Genomic DNA, 23,223 nt, shown 5'->3' with positions numbered 1-23,223 from the left:
TCTATTTTGGTTTTGCCCTTTTTTATGTCTCAAAATAAACCAGGTGGGTCCATTATGATTATTAAACAGATATTTAATAACAATATCGTCAGCACAGTGGATGATAAAAATCAGGAATTGCTGATCCTCGGCCGGGGTATCGGGTTTAAGTTTAAAGCTGGCGATGAGATTGACGAAGAGCGAATTGAAAAGGTGTTTCGTCTTCAGGATACATCGATTTATGAGAAATTCAAATCCATCGTTGCTGAAGTGCCAATTGAGATTCTGCAGGCAACCGATGACATTGTAACGTTGGCGCGAACACAGCTGAGTAAAACGATTAGTGACGGGATTTATGTCTCCTTGTCTGACCACATTCATTTTGCTGTTCAGCGGTTGGAGAAGGGAATGATTACGCGCAATCCGCTCTCGTGGGAAGTGCAACATTTCTATAAGGCAGAATACGATGTGGCCAAAGAGGCGTTGACCTTGCTAAAGGAAAGACTGGATATCGAATTCCCTAAAGATGAAATATGTAACATTGCACTGCATTTCATCAATGCGGAAGTCAATGACTCCATGAATGATGTTACACATCTGATGCAGTTGCTGCAGGAGATTATGAACATTATCAAATATCACTTTAATGTCGAACTGGATGAGGATAGCGTGAACTATTTCCGTTTTATCACACATCTAAAATACTTCTGTCAGCGAGTCATTACACATTCGACTCATGATGATGCGGAGGAGTATCTGTATGAGGTGGTCCGGAAAAACTATCCGGAGACCTTCAAATGTATCGGCAAGATTGAGACATTTATCCATAAAAATTATCAATACGATATGACTCACTCGGAGCAGCTGTACCTTACCCTGCATCTGGAGCGTCTCATGAAAACAAAACGGGAAACGTAACGTTTTCCTAAACGCTATGGGCTTGTTACTGTTTAATCAGGCAATACCCGAATGAAAGTATGCAGGTACATCTGCGTATTTTTGTTCGGGTATTTTTTATGGGGAAATTAAGGAGGAAATGAAGATGAAACATCAAGACACGGCACAGCAAATCATCAAAGCCGTTGGTGGAAAAGACAATATTAATTCGGTGTATCACTGTGTTACTCGGCTGCGCTTTGATCTGAAGAGCAATGAGAAAGTCGACAACGGCGCGCTCAAACAGCTGGACAAAGTGATGGGTACTAACATTTCGGGGGATCAATTCCAGGTCATTATCGGTAACGATGTGTCCAAAGTATTTGATGCGATGGTGAAGGAAGAACCGTCCATTCAGCAAAACGCAGATAACAAGCAGGCTAAGCCGGAGAAAAGTAAAAATGTAATCCTGAACATCTTCGAAACGATTGCTGGTGTATTTGCTCCCATGCTGCCGGCCATAACAGCCGCAGGTATGTTAAAAGGGTTACTGGCCCTGTTCGTTTCACTGGAATGGATGTCCGCTGGTACAGACACATATCGTATCCTGTCCGCGATTGGTGATGGTGTGTTCCATTACTTGCCACTGCTGATTGCAGTCAGCGCTGCGCGCAAGTTTGGCAGTAATCCATTCGTAGCGATTGCACTAGGTACAGCCTTGATGTATCCCGACATGGGGGCCTTGCTCTCCAGCGGAGAAAAGGTTGCATTTCTAGGCATTCCGGTCACAGCGGTAAGCTATGCTTCATCGGTTATTCCGATTTTGCTGGCGGTATGGTTGATGTCTTATGTTGAAAAATGGGTGGATCGAATCATCCCTGCAGCGCTCAAACTCTTGCTTGTGCCACTGATTACGCTCCTGGTGATGGTTCCTGTCACACTGATTGCGATTGGTCCATTGGGTACATTTGTTGGTAATGGCTTGTCCGGTGGGATTAACTGGCTACTGAACGAAGGTGGTTTGATCGCTGGTATCGTACTTGGCGGTGCCATGGCACTGATTATCATGACCGGTATGCACTACGCTCTAGTACCGATTATTCTCAGCAATATTGCTACACTTGGTTTTGACAAATTCCTACCTCTGACGTTCATTTCCAATATGGGTCAGGCTGGTGCAACACTCGGTGTATTCTTCCGTGCTAAAGATAAAAAACTCAAAACCGTGGCCTTATCCACGAGTTTCACGGCCCTGATGGGTGTAACCGAACCGGCGATGTACGGGGTTAATATGAAATATAAAAAGCCATTTGCCGCTGCGATGATCGGTAGTGCAGTAGGTGGCGGTTTCGCCTTGGCTTTTGGCGCTAAAGCTTATGTACTCGCGGGGAATGGCGGACTTCCGGGGTTACCGTCCCTTGTTGGACAGACCTTCCTGTATTCCTTCGGAGGCATGATTATCGCTTTTGTTGTAGGTACGATAGTGTCCATTCTGTTCGGGATTAAGGAAGAAGAGGGTGATGCAGAGGCGCTGGCCCAATTCGCTCCAGGTGCTTCTAACGCTACCTCATCAACAGATAAGGCTAACATGGTTGATGCGCCTGTCAACATAGAGGATCTTGGTGTCCCTGCACCCACGGGTGATGCTATCGCTTATGCTCCGATGACAGGCAGAACCATCCCGTTGCAAGAAGTGAATGATCCGACCTTTGGTGATGAATTGATGGGCAAAGGTGTGGCGTTTGTTCCTACTTTGGGTGAACTGGTGTCCCCGGTTACGGGCACGGTGATGAACGTATTCAAAACCAAACATGCGATTGTTGTCCGCAGTGATGAGGGTATGGAGCTTCTTATTCATGTTGGGATCAACACGGTGAAACTACGCGGACAATACTTTGAAGCCCATGTAGCAACGGGGACTCGCGTGCAAGCTGGTGATTTATTGCTAACCTTTGAACTGGATGAGATTGCGAAGGAATATGACATAACCACCGCTATGGTTGTGACCAATACAGCCGATTATAAAGAGATTATGCCTATACAACTTGGAAATATGCAAATGGGTGAGAAGGCATTGAAAGCAAATCTGTGAACAAGGAGAGATCGATATGAACAATCGACAAGGGTTTAGAGAAGATTTTTTGTGGGGCGGAGCGATTGCTGCCAATCAAGCCGAAGGGGCGTTTGATGTCGGCGGTAAAGGCTGGTCTACGGCAGATATGGTTCCTTATTTTGAAAAGAAGGACTACACGAATCTGCGGGAATTGATGCATGTCACAACTGCCAAGGTTGAGAAAGCGATGGCACATCACAGTGCGGAAGGTTATCCGAAACGATATGGTATTGATTTTTATCATCGTTTCAGAGAAGATATTGCCCTGTTTGCCGAGCTTGGCTTCAAAACATTCCGTCTGTCCATCAACTGGCCGCGTATTTTCCCGAACGGTTATGATGAGCAGCCAAACGAAGAAGGACTTCGTTTTTATGATGAGGTGTTTTCCGAGCTTCGAAAGCACAATATTGAGCCATTGGTAACCCTCTCTCATTACGAGATGCCCATGTCGCTTGTACTGAAATATAATGGTTGGGCAGGTCGTGAGGTTATTGATCATTTTGTGAGATATGCAGAAACGGTCATGACAAGGTACAAGGATAAGGTAAAATACTGGCTGACGTTCAACGAGATCAATACCACGATTATCGAGCCGTTTACAGGTGGAGGCATCATCGAGGATCGGGTGGATAACGTTATGCAGGCGTCCTATCAGGCGCTTCATCATCAGTTTGTAGCCAGTAGTTTGGTGACCGAGAGAGCGCGTCAGATTAATCCAGAGTTCCAGATTGGATGTATGCTGGCCCGTATGATCCATTACCCGGCGACCTCCAATCCGGAAGATGTGCTGCAAGCTCAAATCGACAATGAACTCAACCTTTTGCATACGGATGTACAAGTTCGAGGGAGTTATCCGGCGTTTATGACTCGTTACTGGTCAGATCATGGAATTAACGTGGTTATGGAGCCAGGAGACGAGCAAATACTACGTGAGCATACGGTAGATTTTATCTCATTCAGTTATTATACTTCCCTGGTGTCTGCGGTGAATCCTGAGGATTACGGTGTTACGGGCGGGAACTTATACAGTACGATCAAAAACCCGAATCTGGAGCGTACGGAATGGGGCTGGCAGCTTGATCCGGTTGGGCTGCGTATTGCGCTGAAAGAGCTGTACGACCGTTATCAGCTACCTCTATTTGTGGTGGAAAATGGACTCGGCGCGAAAGATAAAGTCGAGGAAGACGGCTCCATTCAGGATGATTACCGGATTGACTACCTTCGTAAACACATTACACAAATGAAGGAAGCGGTTATGGACGGTGTAGATCTAATGGGGTATACCAACTGGGGAGCTATTGATATTATCAGTGCGTCCACCTCGGAAATGTCCAAGAGATACGGTGTAATCTATGTGGACCAGGATGATAACGGACAGGGGACATTGAACCGGTATAAGAAAAAAAGTTTTGGTTGGTATAAAAAAGTAATTGCTTCAAACGGCGAGGATATGGATTGATCCTAGAACGAACTTAAAGGGCTTTGTTTCGTAGAATTTTGCTACGGAGCAGAGCCTTTTTCGGATTGTTCCTATGAAAATGAATGACTGAGTCCCGGATGAGATGATATACTGTGTTCGTATCAGGGAGGAATGAAAATGAGAAAATCGATTATTGCCGTAGATATGGATGACACGATTTGTCAATTGGTTAAACGGGCTATATACCATAACAACAGGAGTTTCCCGACGCACCCTCTCCAATATGAAGATATGGTCGACTGGGATACAACGCACTTGCGTCACCCTGATAGTACACATGAGGTGTTTTACGGGCGTCCTGGTCTGTTCGAAGAACTGGAATTATATGACGAGTATGTGGTAGAAGAGATGCGCAAGTTAAACGAGGTATATGATCTTATTATTGTTACAGCAGCGGAACCGAGAACGGTCAATGAAAAGTGGAATTGGCTGCAACTACATATGCCGTTTATTAAACTGGAGCAATTCATTACGTGTAAACGCAAAAACTTGCTCACATTTGATCTTTTAATCGATGATGGGCCACATAATCTGATTCCGGCTGTGGAAAGTGGTCGGAAAGTAATCTGTATTCCGCATCCGTGGAACAGACTACATCGTGAGCAGTATGGCTTTCCTCTAATGTCGTCCTGGAAAGATGCGAAGCTGTACATCGATGAGATGTTGCTGCCTTCAGGTCTTCATATTTAATATTAAAAAATACTACCGTAATCCAGAGCAGAAGTCATACTCTGGATTTTTTGCGATAGGCTAGCGGGCTGTCACCCGTTATTTTTTTGAAGGCAGCATGAAAGGAATCCATATCCTGATAACCAACCATTTCAGCAATCATACCCACTTTATGGTCCGATCGCTTTAACAGCTCAGAACTTCTTTGAATGCGTAGATGTTGTACATAGGATCTAAATGTCTGCCCGGTATAACGGACGAACATTCTTCCAATCTTTTTCTCACTCCACCGCGATAACTGAACCAAATCACTCATGAGGATACGTTCGCCAAGATGTTGCCTGAGGTAATGAAGAATGGCTTCCATGTCATGAAACATAGGGGGATGTGGAGTGGAGTCCATACACTTCTTCTGTTGATCCTGTCTGTAAGTCATGATAATTAATTGGCTAACCAGTGTGTCTAACATCGCAAGTGAACCTGGTCCGGGAACGGAGAATTCACGGTATAACTGATGCATTAATTCTTCCAAACGTCCTGTATGATCTGTCACGGAGATATACTTCTGCCGATTTTGCTCAAGGTCCATCAGATGTTGCATAATGTCCTCATCCCGAAGAATATGTCTCAAAGATTGTATTAATTCGGCGTTAAACAAGCAGTTATAGATGACCAAGGGTGTTTTTGTTGCATCTGTACTCACGGGGCGGAAGACGTGAGGGATTCCGATAGGAATGACAAATAACATGCCCTTGTTGACAGGTACAATATCTTCACCGATGTGGTGAAACCCACTACCTTCGGCAACATAGCTGTATTCAACAAAATCATGGGTGTGAAAGGGCATTATAAAGTTCTCAAAGCAGCGATTAACGAATAACTGTAGTGGACGGTTCAGGAATGTCTCGCTTTTCAATAGTTCTACAGACCTTTTCATACACCGTTTCTCCTTCCCACAGATGGCTGTATAAGGGGGTAAAAGAGTCCGTTTTACCGGATAATTCACACCCTGGAATCGATATAATTATATCGTAACCTACCAAGGGAAGCCATGATGGAGAGGATGATCACAATATGTTAAAGATCAGTGACCTTCGGTGTGAATATCGGTTGAATCCAATTGGTCTGGATGTCAAATCGCCCCGACTGAGCTGGAAGTTGGAATCAGATCGTAGGAATTGTATACAGGCGTCTTATCATGTTCAGCTATCTCACACACCTGATTTTGCAGTCATCATATGGGATTCACAAGAGCTGACATCAGATCAGTCTGTTCATGTCGAGCTCAAAGGTTTTCAACCGGCTGCTCGAACACGGTATTTTTACCGGGTTCAAGTTTGGGATGCATTTGAAAATTCCTCAGGGTGGTCTGACGCCGCATATTTTGAGATGGGACGCATGGAACTCAGCACCGATTGGACCGGAAAGTGGATTACAGCCAACAGATCTCGTGAACCTGAGTCATCCTGTCCACGCATGAGAAGATTCTTTCACATTGTGAAACCTGTTCTACGTGCAACCATTTATGCTACGGCACTTGGAATGTATGAGTTACATTTGAATCATACCCGGGTAGGTGAGGATTATTTTACGCCAGGTTGGACGACTTATAGTAAGCGTTTGCAATATCAGACTTATGAGGTGACTCATCAGCTTAAGACTGGAGAAAATGTGCTTGGAGCCTATCTTGGAGATGGTTGGTACCTAGGGCATCTTGGTTGGAAAATTGAACGAGAGAATTACGGTTCTACATCTGCTTTACTGATGGAGCTTCACATTCGATATGTTGATGGCTCGGAAGAGATCATCGGCTCGAATGAGGAGTGGTCTACTGCACCAAGTGCCATTCGCATGTCAGACATTTATATGGGAGAAACCTATGATGCGCGTATGGAGAGCGACTGGGGGGATCAATCTCAAGGTACATGGTTACCTGCTCAGGTCCTTTCCTATCCGAAGGACATCATCGTTGCGCAAGAGAATGTACCTGTCATGCAGATAGAGCAACTACAGCCCATAGCTTTACTGACAACACCGCAAGGAGATCGGGTACTCGATATGGGACAGAACATGGTAGGCTGGGTGAGATTCAGTATTGAGGGGGATGCAGGGCGGGCGGTTGAACTGCACCATGCCGAAATATTAGATCACCACGGGAATTTTTATATCGATAATCTTCGTGCTGCCAAACAAAGGATACATTACACCCTCAAAGGAGGAGGGATGGAGACATATGAACCTCATTTTACTTTTCAAGGATTCCGCTATGTAAAATTAATTGGGTTCCCGGAAGAGGTTGTTTTAGATCAGTTTACGGGAGTTGTCCTTCATTCCAGCATGGAACGCACGGGCCACTTCTCTTGCTCCAGTCCGTTGGTTAATCAACTCCATCACAATATTTTATGGGGACAAAAAGGGAACTTTGTTGACGTGCCCACGGATTGTCCGCAGCGGGATGAGCGGCTGGGATGGACAGGAGATGCGCAAATGTTCATTAGAACCTCCGCTTATCTGATGAATACAGCTCCCTTTTTTACGAAGTGGCTTCGGGATTTGCGAGCGGAACAGGGAGAAGATGGGAGCGTGCCGTTTTTTGTCCCAGATCTGAAAAGCTTGATCCCTGAAGGCTGGGGAGAGACAAGTCATTCCTCATCTGCTTGGGGAGATGCGGCGGTGATCTGTCCATGGGTCATGTACGAAATGTATGGGGACATGCGATTGCTCAAGGAGCAATATGAAAGTATGCAGAGATGGATTGCGTATATTTATGATCAGGGAGAGAATGTCTTCCTCTGGAATACAGGGTTTCATTTCGGGGATTGGCTTGCACTGGATTCCAAGCCAGGCAGTTACGTTGGGGCGACGGACATTCATTATGTCGCGACTGCATTTTATGCATACTCCGTTTCATTGACTCGTAAAGCTGCGGCTGCACTCGGTAAATTGGAAGATGTTAAGGTTTATGATGAACTGCATCGAAATATTGTCAAGGCATTTCAAGATGAATATGTCACTCCTGCAGGCAGACTAGCGGTTCCAACACAAACAGCGCATGTGCTCGCCTTACAGTTTGATTTGCTGGAGACATCAGCCTCTAAACGTGTTGCTGCACAATTGACTGAACTATTAAAAGAAACACAGAATCATCTTACAACCGGCTTTGTAGGAACACCTTATTTGAATCTGGTATTAAGTGATATGGGCAGGAATGATCTAGCCTATGAATTATTGTTGCAGGAAGATTATCCGTCCTGGCTATACCAGGTGACGCAGGGAGCAACAACCGTGTGGGAGCATTGGGATGGCATGAGAGAGGATGGGAGCCTGTGGAGTGCTGATATGAATTCGTTTAATCATTATGCCTATGGTGCTATAGGAGAATGGTTGTATCGTTATGTAGCAGGTATTCAGCCTGATGAAAAGCAGCCCGGATTTAAGAAGGTTTATATCAAGCCATATCCAGGTCCGGGACTGGAATGGGCAGAGGCGAGTTTTGAGAGTATGTATGGCCAAGTGAAGTCTGGCTGGCGTCGACAGACACATGGGGAAATGGAACTCTGTATTCAGATTCCTGCCAATACGAGAGCGGAAGTACATCTGCCAAATGCCGATCGTCATACGATTAGGGAGAACGGCAGTCTGATTCATCAATCTGCTGAATATCCATTTTTGAACAACTCAGGCACAGAAGTGGCTATAACTGTAGGCTCTGGGAAATATAGTTTCACCTATAGGATGATGACGGAAGATGGTGAGCTTAACTAAACCTTGTTTATTGAATATGAATATATTACAAATTAAGATTGTAATCTACTCGCTAGCTGATTAAAATAAGATTTGGAATCTGGATTGCCGGAGACTATCTTTCTATTTTAGACACAAGTGAGGTTATATGTATGAGTCCACCGGTTAATCGCCCACGGCGCATAGAGTATCTCGATCTCTATCGTGCTATCGCGATTATGGCAGTTGTAGCAATCCATGCAACATCAACTGCTGTTGCGCATTATCCCAAAAATACATGGGATCATGACCTGTTTTACTTTTGGAATACGTTTTTGCAATTTGCAGTCCCTGCCTTCTTGTTTTTATCCTCGCTGGTTCTCTTTTATAACTACAGTGCGAAGCTGAATGAGAAGGGTTGGATCGTTTCATTTTACAAGAAGCGAATGTTCTATATATTTGTGCCCTATGTCGCATGGTCACTGATCTATTTCGTCATCAAGAAACTTGCTGTAGGAAAGGAACCATTGGCAGACAGTATACAGTTTGTGAAGCAATTGGCCCTGGGTACCGCTCATACGCATTTGTACTTTTTTCTCATTATTCTTCAGTTTTATATCGTTTTTCCATGGATACTGTACCTAACAAAGCAACCTTGGTTTAAAAAATATTTACCTTTGTATTTTATTGCAGCGCAAGCGCTGTTTTACGTGTTGAATGTAAAGTTTCACTTCGAACGAACAGGGAGTCTATTGCCAAGTTATTTGATTGTGATCGGGTTTGGAGCATGGATGGGACTGAGCTTCGAATGGCTAATGAAAAAAATGATGCGTCTTCGCTATGTGCTGCTGGTGTCACTTATAAGTGGAGCAGCGATTTCGATGTACGCTTCAGGCATTATTAAAACAACATTAATCGAATGGCCGATTTTAATGTATAGCGTGCTATTTATTGTGCGAAATGTATTTACACTATCTGCTTGTCTCGTGCTCTTGGTTGTGAGTGAAAAAGTAGGTACAAGAGGGCGCAGAAGCGAATACAAAGTGTCACGCTTCACAGATTCTCTGGGTACAGTTGCATTTGGAATCTTTTTAATTCATCCTTTAATTTTGATGGTCTGGAGACACGTGCTTACAGACGATTTTGCCCGTCATTTCAGCCTCGGCGTTATATTATCATTTATCGCAGCATTGTTGCTTTCGTGGCTCTGCGCGATGGGGTTACGTCGACTAAAATGGGGATGGGTTCTCATCGGACGGTAATTATATGTTCATTATTTTAATAAAATATGTTAAAAAGTACAAAGAGATTTCTTCCCTTTAACAAGGAGATTCTGAAATCTCTTTTTTATTTGCCATAAGAAAGATAAGATAATAGAATACCCTTAAAAAGAAATGAATGGAAAAATAGATTAAATATATACTGTTTAAGGAGTCACATCCGATTACATTTAGGTGGAGGAACCAATGAAACTAATTATTATCTTTGGACCGCAAGCAGTTGGTAAAATGACCGTTGGACAGGAACTGGAGAAGATCACCGATCTGAAGCTGTTTCATAATCATATGACGATCGATCTTGTATCCCCCTATTTTAGCTATAGCACTTCAGAGGGGAAGAGACTTGTAGGATTGTTTCGGGAGGAGATTTTTCGTGCAGTTGCTCAGAGTGAGCTTCCGGGTCTTATTTTTACTTTTGTATGGGCTTTTGACGTGGAGCAAGATCATGCATATATTCGTCATCTTACCGATATGTTTGTTTCCAAAGGTGCGGAAGTATGTTATGTAGAACTAGAAGCGAACGTTGCAGAACGACTGGAACGGAACAAAAGCGCCAATCGTTTACTTCATAAACCAACCAAAAGAGACATTGCTTGGTCTGAGGGAGAATTATTGGATTGTATAAGAAAATACCGATTGAATTCCGAACCGGGAGAAGTTAAACATGAGCATTATCTTCGAATAGATAATACAAATCAAAGTGCTGAGCAAACGGCGCAATGGATTCGGCAACATTTTAATTTGTAGTTTGATGCATCTGACCAGCTTGCTTAAGAATATTCAGCCAAAATCGAAATACTCTACTAAACAGGGGGATACGCATGTATTTTTTTATGCTTTTACTAGTAGGCGTTGTTTTGTGTATTTTGTTTCCTTATGGCCCAATCATCGTTGGTGGTGTCGTCTTTGCTGTTGTTATAGATCAATACAGACAGACGATATATATGCGTGAAGATATTCAGGCGATCAAAAATCATCTGAAATTAATGACAAAGGAAGAGTCAGAAGATTACGAGGCGGATCAGGCATACAAAGATATAGATCGAATCTCATCCGAGAGAATGGAGGTTATCAATCGTAAGATTGAGGCGGAATTGGAGCGGGACAGCAAAAATAGAAAAACATAATACTCATCAGAGCTGTTAGCGTTTTCTAGTTGCATAAAACAGTGAAATGTAATACCATGAACGCACATATAGTTCACATTGAAGAGATAAGGGCATGTCCAGTAACCTCAAGGCGCAGGTATGGTTTGCCTTTTTCTGTATATTGGAGTGATGAAGTGAGAATCGAGAAGGTGTTAAACAATAATGCGGTAGTCGCCATCAAAGATGAACAGGAAGTTATTGTTATTGGTCGAGGTATCGCTTTTCAAAAAAAGGCGGGTGATCTGATCTCTGACCAGCATGTTGACAAGATCTTTACTTTACAGAATGAAGATATTCAGGAAAACTTCAAGGCATTAATTGCCAGCATTCCACTTGAATATATGAAGGTCTCCGAAGAAATTATCGCGTATGCTAAGCTGAAGCTCGGTAAAAAGTTGAATGAGAGTATCTACCTGCATTTGACGGACCATATTCATTTTGCCATTGAGCGGTACCGCAACAATCTTCCGATTCGGAATGGATTGTTATGGGAAACCAAGCAGTTGTATAAAGACGAGTATGAAGTGGGTCTTGAAGCGTTAAATATGATTTGTGATCAATTTGGAGTGCTTTTGCCGGAGGATGAGGCCGGATTTATGGCATTGCATTTTGTGAATGCAGCACTTAACGAAGAGATGCCTAATATACGTAGCATGACGCAGGTGATGCAGGAGATTCTGACCGTTATTAAATATCACTTTAAAATAGACTTTGATGAGAATGCGTTGAACTATACTCGTTTTGTTACACACCTGAAGTATTTCGCGCAGCGGATGGTGAAAGGGAAACACTATAAGAGCAACAATGATGATGAATTGTTCCAGATGATTCAGAAAAAATACCCGGATGCACATAAGTGCTCTGTTAAAATTAAAAAATTCATTGAAAATAACTACACCTATCAACTGACTGACGAAGAAATGATGTATTTAACCATTCATATTGAGCGAGTGGTCAATGCAACTTCTGAATAATCATGACGATTAACCAATAATAAAAAAGTGCTTGCAAACATAGTGCGGATGTACTATGATGATGTCAGGAAGTAAGCGCATACATTATCCGGACGGATTGTTACTGTTCAATCAGGCAATGCCGGGCCGCAAGGTTTGAGGATGAATCAATGTGCTTGCAGTTTATAATCAAATATCAATGTGTACAGCCTTACAGGGTTGCAACCGTTAAGGGCAAAACCTGAATTGCTGAATAACATGACTGATTTCCGGATCTCCGGTACGTTGTGATTGTTCAGTAGTTCAGGTTTTCTTTGTTTCACAAGCATGGGGAGTATACTTAGAGAGGAAGAATGACAATGAGCAACTACGATCAATTAGCAAAAGACATTCTGTCACGGGTTGGTGGACCTGAGAACGTAAACAGTGTATTCCATTGCGTAACGAGATTGCGCTTTAAACTGAAAAATGAAAGCGCAGCCAAAACAGAAGAACTGAAAAATATGCCTGGTGTAATTACCGTTATGCAGAGCGGAGGACAATATCAAGTCGTAATCGGCAACGAAGTGCCGGACGTCTATAAAGCTGTGGTTAAAGTAGGCAATCTGTCTGCTGAGGGTCAAGTCGATGCGGATGATGCAGACTCCGGTCCAAAAGGCAATTTGTTTAACCGTTTTGTCGATATGATCTCCGGTGTATTTACTCCGGTTCTCGGATTGCTTGCAGCAACAGGGATGATCAAAGGTTTCACGGCGATGTTCGTGTCCCTTGGTTGGATTAATAATACGGAAGGTACGTATGCGTTGTTAAACGCTATTGGAGATTGTTTATTTTACTTCTTCCCGATCTTCCTTGGATACACAGCCATTAAAAAATTCGGTGGAAGCCCGTTCCTCGGTATGGCCATCGGTGCATCGTTAGTCTACCCGACACTTGCGGGAATACGCGCTGGGGAACCAATGTACACTTTGTTTGCAGGCACTTTGTTTGAATCACCGATCCGGATAGAGTTTCTAGGTATTCCGGTCATTTTGATGGATTATGCCTCATCCGTTATCCCGATTATTATCGCCACGTTCTTCGCGGTTAAAATTGAACGTTTCTTCAAAAAAGTTATGCCTAAAGTAGTCAGTAACTTCTTGGTTCCATTTTGTACGTTGCTCGTTATTGTACCCCTTACATTTTTGGTTATTGGCCCGATTGCGACATGGGCAGGTCAACTGTTAGGTGCATTTACATCTTCCATTTACGGACTGAGTCCGTTACTTACAGGTCTTGTAATCGGTGGTTTGTGGCAAGTATTCGTCTTGTTCGGACTCCACTGGGGACTCGTTCCATTGGTATTCGTTAACCTTGCAACGCTTGGTTATGATTCGATTCTGGCACTTTCTTTTGCAGCTTCCTTTGCTCAGATCGGTGCCGTGCTGGCGGTTATGCTGAAAACGAAAAGCCAAAAAGTCAAAACACTCGGTGCACCTGCATTCATTTCCGGTATCTTCGGTGTAACTGAGCCAGCGATTTACGGTGTGACACTACCACTCAAAAAACCATTTATCATGAGCTGTATTGCTGGTGGTATTGGTGGAGGTATCCTTGGTTTGTTCGGAGCGAAAGGTTACATCATTGGTGGTCTAGGGATCTTCGGTTATCCGAGCTATGTAAGCCCTACAGAAGGAATGAATTCCGTATTCTTCTGGGTTGTAGCAGCTACAATTATCGCATTCATTCTTGGTTTCATCTTGACTTATGTTGTGGGCTTCAAAGATCCAGTTGAAAAAACAGCCGCTCCGGCACCTGTACTTGATCCTAACCCGAATAACCGTTATGAAATCGTTAGCCCAATGGCTGGTGAAGTGGTTGAACTGAAAGAAATTAACGATGTTACGTTTGCAGGAGAACATATGGGTAAAGGCATTGCCATCCGTCCAACCAGTGGTAGAGTTGTGTCCCCGATAACAGGTGTTGTGCAAACCGTGTATCGTACCAAACACGCAATTGGTCTTGTTACAGATGATGGTGTAGAGATGCTGATTCACATTGGTCAAGATACGGTGCAATTGAAAGGCCAACACTTTACTGCACATGTCAAAGATGGTGACCGTGTCAATGCAGGTGATCTGATCATGGAGTTTGATCTGCAAGCGATTAAAGATGCGGGATACGAGATCGTAACCCCGGTAATCATCACCAATACTTCCAGTTATCTCGACGTTGTCCCTACTAAAAGTCAGACTGTGAACGAGCAGGATAAACTGCTGACAGTACTGAACTAATACGTGCTTGAACGGATCGAACTGGATCATAAATGCCTATGATGAATAGGAGGAATTATTCAAATGGTTGAAAAAAAGAAGGCCTTCCCAGATGATTTTCTCTGGGGAGGAGCAACGGCAGCGAATCAACTGGAAGGTGCTTATCTTGAAGGGGGGAAAGGGTTAACTACGGTTGACCTGATCCCGATTGGAGCCAATCGTTTTCCGATTGCGCTGGGTAATCTGGATTCGTTTGAACCCAAAGAAGGAGAATTCTATCCTTCACATGACGCGATTGATTTTTATCATCGGTACAAGGAAGATATTGCTTTATTTGCAGAAATGGGATTCAAGTGCCTCAGGCTTTCGGTAGCCTGGGCACGGATTTTCCCGAACGGTGATGATGCAGAGCCGAATGAAGCGGGGCTTCAGTTTTATGATGATGTCTTTGATGAACTGTTAAAACACAATATTGAACCCGTCGTGACCATATGTCACTTTGATGTACCTGTGAATTTGGTGAAGAACTACGGTGGCTGGAAAAACCGCAAGATGGTCGGCTTTTTCGAAACCTATGCCAAAACACTGTTTACTCGTTACAAAGATAAAGTGAAATACTGGATGACATTTAACGAAATCAACATGCTGCTTCATCTGCCTTATATCGGTGCGGGGATCGTGCTTCAGGAAGGTGAGGACAAAGAGCAAGTGTTGTATCAGGCGGCTCACCATGAGCTGGTTGCAAGTGCGCTAGCTGTTAAAGCTTGTCACGAGATTATTCCGAGTGCACAGATTGGATGTATGCTGGCCGCGGGTACGGTGTACCCTTACAGTTCACATCCGGATGATGTGTGGAAAGCGATGGATAAAGACCGGGAATCATTCTTCTTTATTGATGTACAGTCCAAAGGAGAGTACCCGGGTTATACCAAACGTTTCTTCAGAGAGAATAATATCTGTATTGAGATGCAACCGGAAGATGCCGAAATTTTGAAGCATCATACAGTGGATTACATTGGTTTTAGCTATTATGCAAGCCGCTGTACAAGTGCTGATCCTGAAGTGTTGAAGGACTCCACCGAAGGCAACGTGTTTGGATCGGTGAAGAATCCGTATCTTCAAGCGTCCGAATGGGGCTGGACCATTGATCCCAAAGGGCTTCGTATTACGTGTAACCAGCTTCATGATCGCTACGGCAAACCGTTGTTTATTGTCGAAAATGGACTCGGTGCGACCGATGTGTTGCTGGATAATGACACGGTTGAAGATGACTATCGCATTGAGTATCTGAATAGCCACTTCGCTGAGATGGCCGAAGCGATTCAGGATGGTGTAGAACTGATCGGATACACCAGTTGGGGTCCCATTGATCTGGTTAGCGCAGGTACGGGTGAGATGAAGAAGCGGTATGGCTACATTTATGTAGACAGAAATAACGATGGAAGCGGAACACTTCGTCGGGTAAGAAAGAAAAGCTTCCATTGGTACAAAGAGGTTATTGCAAGTAATGGCGCAAAATATTTCTAGACCAAGAAAAGTCCCGTTCGCACGGGATTGTTTTTGGTTTTGATAAGGAATCAATGGCTTGACGTCCGTTTGACTCGCGTTATGAGTTTTATTATAATTTATAGATGTAGAAAATCTTGTCAACTAAGAAGGGGGAGTCATCAGCCATGAAGAAAAAATCACTTGCGTTTATATCTTCAGGATATGGATACTCCACTGCGGTATTTTTCTAGAATCCAAAACACGGGACAAGTCTGCCCGAATGGAGATCTAAATAATGAAAAACCGTAGAAAAATCTTAGGAATGATGAGGTAATGAACATGACAAATGAAAAAATTACGAGAAAAAATCCAACCAATATGCCACCCCCTGTAGGGAATTATACGCATATCACAAAAATTCCGAGAAATGCAGAGTTGTTTGTAACATCAGGGCAGGTTGGCGTAGATGTGAATGGTCAATTTCCGAATACGTTGAATGAACAAGTCACCAATACATTTCACAATATCAAAACCGTTATGCAATCCGAAGATTTGCATGCTGAACATATTATAAAAGTGAATGTGTGGGCAACGGAGAAAATAGACTGGGATTACCTGTACAGCGAATGGGAGCAATTATTCGATCATGATTATCCTGCAATGACGATTGGATATATTACAGAGTTAGGTCTGCCTGAGATCAAGATTGAAATCGAAATTTGGGCTGCAAAACTATAAAACCAAATACATTTCTATAAATGCGATGGAGCTCTATCTTGTAGAAGCTCCATCGTTTTATTTGCATATTGCTATGAAATATAAGGAAACAAGGGTCAACCTAATAGGTTAGCGGTAAATGAACACACGCATCGTTAAGGAACTTGCACACTTTGATTGGCATTCAGCCGCCCGTACGTCCAATAGATGCCTGAACCCGATACAGGGTCTGAAGCGAAACATAGGGCATCCCGAATTTGGGCATTCGTTTTGCCTTGGGATGCGAGTAAAGCAGCCACGCCAGCAACTTGCGGAGCGGCCATTGATGTTCCACTAAGATAAGCGTACGATCCACCAAGGTACGTGGAGAGAATAGTATCACCCGGTGCAGCCATATCCACCCAAGAACCGTAATTGGAGAAATTCGATTTCAGGTCGGATGAGTTAGTGGATGCAACAGCGATGACGTTAGCATACGATGCTGGAACAATCGGAAATGACGTATTGTCATTACCTGCTGCTGCAATAATGACAGCTCCCCGATCCCATGCGTACTGAACGGCAGCCTGAAGGAAAGCATCTCCTGTCGGTCCACCCAGACTCAGATTGATCACTTGAACGCCGTTATTGGCTGCAAAAACAAGCCCATTGCCCACGTTACCAATCGTCCCTTGGCCGTTGTTGTCGAGCACACGAAGCGGAACGATGGAAGCGAGAGGTGCTGTGCCCGCAATCCCAACACCGTTGTTGGTAATGGAAGCGGCGATGCCAGCAACATGGGTGCCATGGCCATTTCCATCCTCAGGGATGTTGTCATAATCGACGTAATCGTAACCGGGCAAGAGCTTGGATGCAAGTTCAGGATGATTCAACTGTATACCCGTATCGATGATGGCAATTTTAATCGAGCTGTTACTCTGAGTGATATCCCATGCAGCAGGCGCATTGATTTTGGTGAGATTATACTGATAAGGGAAGAAGGGATCATTGGGTATAAATGAAGCTTCAACCAGATAGTTGGGATGTGCATGTTCAATGAGATCATGATCCTTGTACTGCTTGAGCATCCTGTGCATTTTTTTGCGAGATTCGATTCGGTACCACCCGAGGTCTTCATAGGTTTCAGCGACTTTGCATTTCGTTTTTCGATGAAGGGTGTGCATCTGATCAGGGGTTGTACCTTCTTTGAACTTGAGTAACAGTTGATGTGGGGTGTGAGGATCGAATGTATTTGCTTCCCTTTGGTCGATATAACGAAGGGTGAGCCAGGTGGAGATCAAAATGAAAACGGCCAAGATGCCTAACCATAACCACATCGGCTTTACCCCTTTCCATATTGGATTCTGACACGCCTTATCCTATGCGGAATCTATGAAAATGCGCGGGCTTGCTTCCAAATTGGTCGTGAGTACAGATAGATTCATAGGTTTGAATATAGTTAATTGATAGGTTTATAAGAATTCGTTAAGATGAAGAGAAGTATTTTATAAAAGAAAATAAGGAATGTGATATGGTTGACAGAACATCAGGTGAAGCCCGAAGTAAGACCTGTTCGATCCTATGAGATTCAGGAAGCGATTGATTTTGCTATGCGTGTGCGTAGTGAAGTATTTCCGATGATGAGTCATAGCGTATTGCCTAAGGATTTTGAGCAGTTCGACGAATATTACATGAACCGGAATGATACTGTTTTTGTGATTGCACGATCGGATGAAGCAGGTATTATCGGTTCGATTGGTATTGTTCCTTATGATGGGCGAATTCAGGTTATTGAAGGTCGTTACTCGGCTCATACCGCAGCTGAGATTGTAAAATGTTACGTTGATCCTGCCTACCGAAGGTATGGCATTGGTTCAAGATTGGTACAAGAACTGCAACGGATCGTGACTAAAATGCAGTATACAACGTTATATTTGCATACCCATCGTTTTCTGCCAGGAGCCGTGAATTTCTGGGAGCGTCAAGGGTTTACATTTATTACGGAAGAGCAAAATGAATGGCAAATCGTGCATATGGATAAACCCATCAACATTAGATCGGAGAGATGTAGGAATGTACACAAGTCTGATTGAGAAACTGGCCCACACAAAGGCGTTAAAATGGTTTCCGAACAGGCAAAGCAGGAAGGCAAGCTGGAATTGTTTATCCCGGATGAGGATGAATATTACTATTTTGATACAAGAATGGCTGATGCACGCGGAGAATTCAAGGTGATGCGTTTAGATTACTTTAATGGAGAGCCTGAAGTGTATGCGGATTGTTTTACAGAATTTCTAGAAAAGTTGATTGATCAACGGACACCTCGGAACGCGTAGTACAGTAAAACGTAAGGTTGCAGACAGAGAATACAACTGGGGGAATAACAGATGAGCAACATAAAACCAAAAATCGTATTTATTGATATTGATGGCACGTTGGTAGACGATGACGGTAATATCCCATTGTCTGCTCAAGAGGCTTGTAAACAAGCGCGTAAGAATGGACATCTGCTGTATTTATGCACAGGCCGCTCTAAGGCTGAGATCTATGATTCGATCTGGGAAGTAGGCTTTGACGGATTGATTGGAGCAGGCGGCGGATACGTGGAGTATGGCTCTGACGTGTTATATCATAAAAAAGTAACGGCAGAAGATGTTCGTCATATGGTCGATTTCTTCAATGAACACGGCATTGATTTCTATCTTGAATCCAACTCGGCATTGTACGCAAGCAGTAATCTTCAATCCCATTTGGAACGGCGTATCTATGGAGATATCGAGAATGATCCAATTGCACGGGAGAAAAAGGAAACAAAACCTCATCCGTTTATTGCAGGATTAACTTACGGCGAAGCCGATCTGTATAAAGATGACGTCAACAAAGTTTGTTTTTTAGAAAGCTCGGAGGTTCCTTTTGAACGAATTAAACAGGAGTTTGAAGGCAAATTTGAAGTAATTCAGTGTACCGTGCCTGTCTTCGGAGAAGGTAGTGGAGAATTGATGATTCCGGGAATTCACAAAGCGATTGCGATTGCTGATCTGTTAGAGCATCTGGGAATGTCGAGAGATGATACGTTGGCCATCGGCGATGGCATGAACGATGCCGAGATGCTGGAGTTCTGTGCTGTAGGGATTGCGATGGGCAATGCGAAGCCTGGGCTGAAAGCTATTGCTGATGATATTACGGATTCGGTGAAAGAAGACGGATTGTATCACAGTTTTGTGAAATATGGATTAATAGAGGCGTAAGGTTACTTGTATGGAACCAGAGAGGAGAGTAGAGTACATGCCTGAGAGCATAAAAGTGGAATTTGAACTTAGTGCTTGGGGTCAGGAAAACACGCAAGATGGAGGAGGCTCTTTTCAAAAACATGAGCTGTTGAAAATACGTACGGTATCTAAAGACATCACGCTTGAGCAGCTCGAAGCAATGGTAAAAGAGATGATCGCAGATATCAAAAAGGTATATCCCCAGCCAGAGCAGTTGGGCGTTAAAGTTACATTAAGAGCCAAAGAAACAGATGGCGTATTCACATATCTTGGCTGATGATTAACGAACTTAACAGCATTTGTTGAACAAAGGAGTAGTTACTAACTACTCCTTTTTGTATTGTTTAAGCAACTCAAATGAACGTTTTTCCGTCCATATATATGATGGGAATAGAGTTGGGAGGTGCTGTATGAAACGTATAGCTGTACTGTTCATTGGAATCATGTGCCTGATTACTGGTTGTGTGGCAGAATCCAGACCAGTGGCTGAAGCTCATGTTCAAGTTATGCCTAGAGAAATGCCCGCAGATTTTAATTTTAAAGTTCGTTACGGGTATGGGGAGGCCAATAAAAACGAAATCAATACATTGATCAGGTTCGTAAGGATCTGGTTCAAAACGGAACTGGGGTGGCCGCAATCAGGCTAACCATGGAAGAAATGCGTAGGATCTATACGAAAATGTATGAAATGAATGTGATGGAGATGAGAGATGTCGGATCGATAACTTCAAATTGTACTCAAATCCCGTATATGACTGAAAGCTGGAACATTACGGTGGATGGGAAAACGAAGACTTGGTTATGGTCGGACGAATCCTGTGAGATCACAAGTGACGCAAAGCAACTATTAGATTTACGGGAATATATTCATGAAATCGTTGAAGCTAAAGATGCTTACGAAGCTTTGCCTGAAGCAGTAGGAGGATATGACTGATGAATAACTTTGATACGTTATTGAATCTCGTATAACATTTGCCTTTCTTTGACCGATATATGAAGAGGGACACGAATAATAAGACGAGGCGAAAGGAGCGTACATAATGGATATCGCAGCATTATCTACGGCTATGAGTCAAGCTTCGGTGGCACAAGCAGCAAGTCTGCAAGTGATGTCAATGGCCAAAGACATGGCACAGCAACAAGGTCAGCAGATGGCCGAGATGTTGAAGTCAGCCTCGGCTCCTCACCCCAATCTAGGCAGAAGTTTTGATATTTCGGTATAATCCCTTTCGGGATGAAGATCAAGATGTTTTGTTTCACAAAACATGCAGCAAGCAGAACGTGAAGCCGTTTCAATTCGAAAGAATTGGAACGGCTTCACGTTTGTTTTTCCCGATAAAGTCAGTTAGCATGAATTAATAAATAAACAGATTTCTTACCAGAATCATCTCTATCAAAATCTATATTAAACTGATCTTGGTAAGTCCGGTGCTACGTTCTCAAAAGGCAGATTATCTTTCAATGTCCATAGCTCATCATAGCTGGAAATTTGCACATCTGCTTTGGACAGATTCTGATTGCCTGACCCCGGATTATGATATCCGATACAACGCATTCCTGCACTTTTGGCGGCTTGAACACCGTTGCGAGAATCCTCTATAACCAGACAATTCGCCGGAGATACACCGATTCGCTCGGCTGCGGCCAGGAAAATATCCGGAGCCGGTTTGCCATGTTCAACCTCTTCGCCTGTCATGCGTACTTCAAAGTAAGGCCCTAATCCCGTTTTCTCCATGATTAGATCAATGAGTGCCCGAGGGGATGAGGAAGCAACGGCAATCGGGATGTGTTGCTCATGTAGCCAGCGAATCCACCGTTCTACCCCAGGCATAGCCACAAGCTTGGCATGAGCTAACATCTTTTCCATGACATGCTGTTGATGATACGCAAGAATCTCTTCCAGCGGCACCTTGACCTGATATTTGTCGATAACTTGTTGCCACATGGATTCTAGCGTGACACCGACAAAAGAATGATGTTCTTCCAACGTCACGGCTGCCCCAAAATGATCAAATGAACTCCGCTCTATCTCGAAATAAATCGGTTCACTGTCGATCAGAACGCCATCCATATCAAAAATGACCCCTTGAATAGAAAGATGACGATGTTCATCCTGCATCTGATTCCTGTCCAGACGTCCAGCCACTTGATCTGCTGTCATGCTGCATTCCTCCTCTGAATGATGTCTCATATGTTTTAGTGTAACTGCTTTTTATTCAGCATTCCAGCAAGCTACGAAAAACGAATTAATTGGATTGCAGTACAACCTTGATGGCATGAGAGGAGGCTTGTAAGGTGCGTCCCCGTATATCGCATCCAAGTGTGCGGAATGCTTCTTCATAATCTTCCAGCGGAAAAGAATGGGTTATAATTTTTTTGGCAGGAATAATCTGTTGTTCAATCATATAATGTGCGGTGGCAAACGTTCCAAGCGAATCAATAGAGCCGATAATCTTCAGGCTGCGATCCACAACTTCCTTCGGGTTAAATGACGTATTTCCATCCCGTAAACCAACCAGCATCAGATAGCCGCCACTAGCGAGTTGTGACAGTACTTGAGTGCCTACTACACCAGTGGTATCTACAATCATATCGACTTGTCCGGTTGTCGGAGCGATGTCTGCAATGGCCTGCTCAAAAGATGAATGAACTTGCCAGCGGTCTGGTGCTATAGAGCCTGCAATGGCTAAGCGTTCTTCCGAGATGTCGACAAGACTTCCCGTTACGCCTTTGGAAGCGAGTGCGTAGCTGTATAGGATGCCAATGGGTCCGGCCCCAAGAATAATCGTTCTGAAATTCGGCAACAAGTGAATCTGGTTAATGCCTGTCAACATACAGCTTAGCGGCTCGGTTAGAGTGGCTTCTTCGTAACTAACATGATCTTTTAATTGATATAAAAAGCGATCTTCTGTCACGTAATAATCCGTGAACGTGCCATCTGCACTTACTCCCGTTTCCGTAACGGACTTGTGAGTACAGTGGTTCTGCCTTCCTGTTCTGCACATCTCGCATTGACCACAGTAATATGTAGGGTCGATCACGACACGATCTCCTGGTTGCAGTGTGGTGACGGCGGAGCCGACAGCAATTACTTCACCTGCGGATTCATGTCCAAGAATGACGGAAGGAATCGCATGATATTTTCCGCTAACAATGCCTAAATCTGTTCCACAGACCCCGGTTGCCCGTATACGCACAAGCACCTGATTATCTCTGGTAATTTCGGGAACAGGTCGTTCCTCAAGTGCGACATCCCACGCAGATTTATATACTAATGCAAGCATGATGGAACCTCCT

At 43.7% G+C, this 23,223-nt stretch carries 23 protein-coding genes; 19 read left to right on the top strand and 4 right to left on the bottom strand.

What is annotated here, in order from left to right; genetic code table 11:
* Window positions 1–54: 54 nt before the first annotated feature.
* The 4 genes from licT (M3629_RS10035) (at window position 55) to M3629_RS10020 (ending at window position 5,138) form a co-directional block, all read left to right on the top strand.
* On the top strand, window positions 55–897 hold the full coding sequence (licT, locus tag M3629_RS10035; RefSeq protein ID WP_090916914.1) for a BglG family transcription antiterminator LicT: 843 nt from the start codon (window positions 55–57) through the stop codon (window positions 895–897).
* A gap of 124 nt (window positions 898–1,021) precedes the next feature.
* Window positions 1,022–2,947, top strand: coding sequence for a beta-glucoside-specific PTS transporter subunit IIABC (locus M3629_RS10030; protein WP_251505374.1), 1,926 nt, complete (start codon window positions 1,022–1,024; stop codon window positions 2,945–2,947).
* Between the two features lie 16 nt (window positions 2,948–2,963).
* The gene (locus M3629_RS10025) at window positions 2,964–4,427 is read left to right on the top strand and encodes a glycoside hydrolase family 1 protein (RefSeq protein ID WP_251505371.1); all 1,464 of its coding nucleotides are present in this window, start codon (window positions 2,964–2,966) and stop codon (window positions 4,425–4,427) included.
* Window positions 4,428–4,565: 138 nt separating this feature from the next.
* Complete coding sequence (locus M3629_RS10020) at window positions 4,566–5,138, top strand: 5' nucleotidase, NT5C type (RefSeq protein WP_251505368.1); 573 nt, start codon at window positions 4,566–4,568, stop codon at window positions 5,136–5,138.
* A gap of 34 nt (window positions 5,139–5,172) precedes the next feature.
* On the opposite strand, the gene M3629_RS10015 is transcribed toward M3629_RS10020, so the two are convergent.
* Window positions 5,173–6,054: an AraC family transcriptional regulator gene (locus tag M3629_RS10015; RefSeq protein WP_251505365.1), complete on the bottom strand. Its 882-nt coding sequence runs from the start codon at window positions 6,052–6,054 to the stop codon at window positions 5,173–5,175.
* Between the two features lie 137 nt (window positions 6,055–6,191).
* Here M3629_RS10015 and M3629_RS10010 point away from each other — a divergent pair, with 137 nt between their 5' ends.
* From M3629_RS10010 to M3629_RS09975, 8 genes are all read left to right on the top strand, one after another.
* Entirely contained in the window at window positions 6,192–8,882 is a 2,691-nt protein-coding gene (locus M3629_RS10010; RefSeq protein ID WP_251505362.1) for a family 78 glycoside hydrolase catalytic domain, read from the top strand.
* Between the two features lie 131 nt (window positions 8,883–9,013).
* Window positions 9,014–10,102: an acyltransferase gene (locus tag M3629_RS10005; protein WP_251505360.1), complete on the top strand. Its 1,089-nt coding sequence runs from the start codon at window positions 9,014–9,016 to the stop codon at window positions 10,100–10,102.
* Window positions 10,103–10,306: 204 nt separating this feature from the next.
* On the top strand, window positions 10,307–10,867 hold the full coding sequence (locus M3629_RS10000; RefSeq protein WP_251505357.1) for an AAA family ATPase: 561 nt from the start codon (window positions 10,307–10,309) through the stop codon (window positions 10,865–10,867).
* 74 nt (window positions 10,868–10,941) lie between these two features.
* Window positions 10,942–11,247, top strand: coding sequence for a hypothetical protein (locus M3629_RS09995; RefSeq protein ID WP_251505354.1), 306 nt, complete (start codon window positions 10,942–10,944; stop codon window positions 11,245–11,247).
* Between the two features lie 155 nt (window positions 11,248–11,402).
* Complete coding sequence (licT, locus tag M3629_RS09990) at window positions 11,403–12,242, top strand: BglG family transcription antiterminator LicT (protein ID WP_123065793.1); 840 nt, start codon at window positions 11,403–11,405, stop codon at window positions 12,240–12,242.
* Window positions 12,243–12,580: 338 nt separating this feature from the next.
* The gene (locus M3629_RS09985; protein ID WP_251505352.1) at window positions 12,581–14,494 is read left to right on the top strand and encodes a beta-glucoside-specific PTS transporter subunit IIABC; all 1,914 of its coding nucleotides are present in this window, start codon (window positions 12,581–12,583) and stop codon (window positions 14,492–14,494) included.
* A gap of 63 nt (window positions 14,495–14,557) precedes the next feature.
* Window positions 14,558–16,000, top strand: a complete 1,443-nt coding sequence (locus M3629_RS09980) for a 6-phospho-beta-glucosidase (RefSeq protein WP_251505349.1) — start codon at window positions 14,558–14,560, stop codon at window positions 15,998–16,000.
* A gap of 300 nt (window positions 16,001–16,300) precedes the next feature.
* Entirely contained in the window at window positions 16,301–16,699 is a 399-nt protein-coding gene (locus tag M3629_RS09975) for a RidA family protein (RefSeq protein WP_251505347.1), read from the top strand.
* A 134-nt stretch (window positions 16,700–16,833) separates the two neighbouring features.
* Here M3629_RS09975 and M3629_RS09970 read toward each other — a convergent pair whose 3' ends face one another.
* Complete coding sequence (locus tag M3629_RS09970; protein ID WP_251505344.1) at window positions 16,834–17,994, bottom strand: S8 family peptidase; 1,161 nt, start codon at window positions 17,992–17,994, stop codon at window positions 16,834–16,836.
* 198 nt (window positions 17,995–18,192) lie between these two features.
* Here M3629_RS09970 and M3629_RS09965 point away from each other — a divergent pair, with 198 nt between their 5' ends.
* The 7 genes from M3629_RS09965 (at window position 18,193) to M3629_RS09935 (ending at window position 21,149) form a co-directional block, all read left to right on the top strand.
* Complete coding sequence (locus M3629_RS09965; RefSeq protein WP_251505341.1) at window positions 18,193–18,750, top strand: GNAT family N-acetyltransferase; 558 nt, start codon at window positions 18,193–18,195, stop codon at window positions 18,748–18,750.
* A gap of 27 nt (window positions 18,751–18,777) precedes the next feature.
* Window positions 18,778–18,993: a hypothetical protein gene (locus M3629_RS09960; RefSeq protein WP_251505338.1), complete on the top strand. Its 216-nt coding sequence runs from the start codon at window positions 18,778–18,780 to the stop codon at window positions 18,991–18,993.
* 51 nt (window positions 18,994–19,044) lie between these two features.
* Window positions 19,045–19,905, top strand: a complete 861-nt coding sequence (locus M3629_RS09955; RefSeq protein WP_251505335.1) for a Cof-type HAD-IIB family hydrolase — start codon at window positions 19,045–19,047, stop codon at window positions 19,903–19,905.
* A gap of 37 nt (window positions 19,906–19,942) precedes the next feature.
* A complete protein-coding gene (locus M3629_RS09950; RefSeq protein ID WP_251505333.1) occupies window positions 19,943–20,203 on the top strand; it encodes a hypothetical protein in 261 nt (86 codons plus the stop codon).
* Between the two features lie 133 nt (window positions 20,204–20,336).
* On the top strand, window positions 20,337–20,573 hold the full coding sequence (locus M3629_RS09945; protein ID WP_251505330.1) for a hypothetical protein: 237 nt from the start codon (window positions 20,337–20,339) through the stop codon (window positions 20,571–20,573).
* Between the two features lie 32 nt (window positions 20,574–20,605).
* On the top strand, window positions 20,606–20,860 hold the full coding sequence (locus M3629_RS09940) for a hypothetical protein (RefSeq protein ID WP_251505326.1): 255 nt from the start codon (window positions 20,606–20,608) through the stop codon (window positions 20,858–20,860).
* Between the two features lie 106 nt (window positions 20,861–20,966).
* Window positions 20,967–21,149, top strand: a complete 183-nt coding sequence (locus M3629_RS09935; protein WP_251505323.1) for a YjfB family protein — start codon at window positions 20,967–20,969, stop codon at window positions 21,147–21,149.
* A 182-nt stretch (window positions 21,150–21,331) separates the two neighbouring features.
* Here M3629_RS09935 and M3629_RS09930 read toward each other — a convergent pair whose 3' ends face one another.
* Both M3629_RS09930 and M3629_RS09925 read right to left on the bottom strand, forming a co-directional pair.
* The gene (locus M3629_RS09930; protein ID WP_251505814.1) at window positions 21,332–22,045 is read right to left on the bottom strand and encodes an HAD family hydrolase; all 714 of its coding nucleotides are present in this window, start codon (window positions 22,043–22,045) and stop codon (window positions 21,332–21,334) included.
* Between the two features lie 127 nt (window positions 22,046–22,172).
* Window positions 22,173–23,210, bottom strand: coding sequence for a zinc-dependent alcohol dehydrogenase (locus tag M3629_RS09925; RefSeq protein ID WP_251505320.1), 1,038 nt, complete (start codon window positions 23,208–23,210; stop codon window positions 22,173–22,175).
* Between the last annotated feature and the right edge of the window lie 13 nt (window positions 23,211–23,223).

This window comes from Paenibacillus polysaccharolyticus, from assembly GCF_023714295.1.
Taxonomy (GTDB): Bacteria; Bacillota; Bacilli; order Paenibacillales; family Paenibacillaceae; genus Paenibacillus; species Paenibacillus polysaccharolyticus_A.
Note: the sequence above shows the minus strand (reverse complement) of the source record. Positions and strands in the feature narration are given on the sequence as shown.

Bases quoted from the DNA above. Each gene is read 5' to 3' on its own strand.
- licT (WP_090916914.1), top strand. From the start codon at position 55: ATGATTATTAAACAGATATTTAATAACAATATCGTCAGCACAGTGGAT.
- M3629_RS10030 (WP_251505374.1), top strand. From the start codon at position 1,022: ATGAAACATCAAGACACGGCACAGCAAATCATCAAAGCCGTTGGTGGA.
- M3629_RS10025 (WP_251505371.1), top strand. From the start codon at position 2,964: ATGAACAATCGACAAGGGTTTAGAGAAGATTTTTTGTGGGGCGGAGCG.
- M3629_RS10020 (WP_251505368.1), top strand. From the start codon at position 4,566: ATGAGAAAATCGATTATTGCCGTAGATATGGATGACACGATTTGTCAA.
- M3629_RS10015 (WP_251505365.1), bottom strand. From the start codon at position 6,054: ATGAAAAGGTCTGTAGAACTATTGAAAAGCGAGACATTCCTGAACCGT.
- M3629_RS10010 (WP_251505362.1), top strand. From the start codon at position 6,192: ATGTTAAAGATCAGTGACCTTCGGTGTGAATATCGGTTGAATCCAATT.
- M3629_RS10005 (WP_251505360.1), top strand. From the start codon at position 9,014: ATGAGTCCACCGGTTAATCGCCCACGGCGCATAGAGTATCTCGATCTC.
- M3629_RS10000 (WP_251505357.1), top strand. From the start codon at position 10,307: ATGAAACTAATTATTATCTTTGGACCGCAAGCAGTTGGTAAAATGACC.
- M3629_RS09995 (WP_251505354.1), top strand. From the start codon at position 10,942: ATGTATTTTTTTATGCTTTTACTAGTAGGCGTTGTTTTGTGTATTTTG.
- M3629_RS09985 (WP_251505352.1), top strand. From the start codon at position 12,581: ATGAGCAACTACGATCAATTAGCAAAAGACATTCTGTCACGGGTTGGT.
- M3629_RS09980 (WP_251505349.1), top strand. From the start codon at position 14,558: ATGGTTGAAAAAAAGAAGGCCTTCCCAGATGATTTTCTCTGGGGAGGA.
- M3629_RS09975 (WP_251505347.1), top strand. From the start codon at position 16,301: ATGACAAATGAAAAAATTACGAGAAAAAATCCAACCAATATGCCACCC.
- M3629_RS09970 (WP_251505344.1), bottom strand. From the start codon at position 17,994: ATGTGGTTATGGTTAGGCATCTTGGCCGTTTTCATTTTGATCTCCACC.
- M3629_RS09960 (WP_251505338.1), top strand. From the start codon at position 18,778: ATGGTTTCCGAACAGGCAAAGCAGGAAGGCAAGCTGGAATTGTTTATC.
- M3629_RS09955 (WP_251505335.1), top strand. From the start codon at position 19,045: ATGAGCAACATAAAACCAAAAATCGTATTTATTGATATTGATGGCACG.
- M3629_RS09950 (WP_251505333.1), top strand. From the start codon at position 19,943: ATGCCTGAGAGCATAAAAGTGGAATTTGAACTTAGTGCTTGGGGTCAG.
- M3629_RS09945 (WP_251505330.1), top strand. From the start codon at position 20,337: ATGAAACGTATAGCTGTACTGTTCATTGGAATCATGTGCCTGATTACT.
- M3629_RS09940 (WP_251505326.1), top strand. From the start codon at position 20,606: ATGTATGAAATGAATGTGATGGAGATGAGAGATGTCGGATCGATAACT.
- M3629_RS09935 (WP_251505323.1), top strand. From the start codon at position 20,967: ATGGATATCGCAGCATTATCTACGGCTATGAGTCAAGCTTCGGTGGCA.
- M3629_RS09930 (WP_251505814.1), bottom strand. From the start codon at position 22,045: ATGCAGGATGAACATCGTCATCTTTCTATTCAAGGGGTCATTTTTGAT.
- M3629_RS09925 (WP_251505320.1), bottom strand. From the start codon at position 23,210: ATGCTTGCATTAGTATATAAATCTGCGTGGGATGTCGCACTTGAGGAA.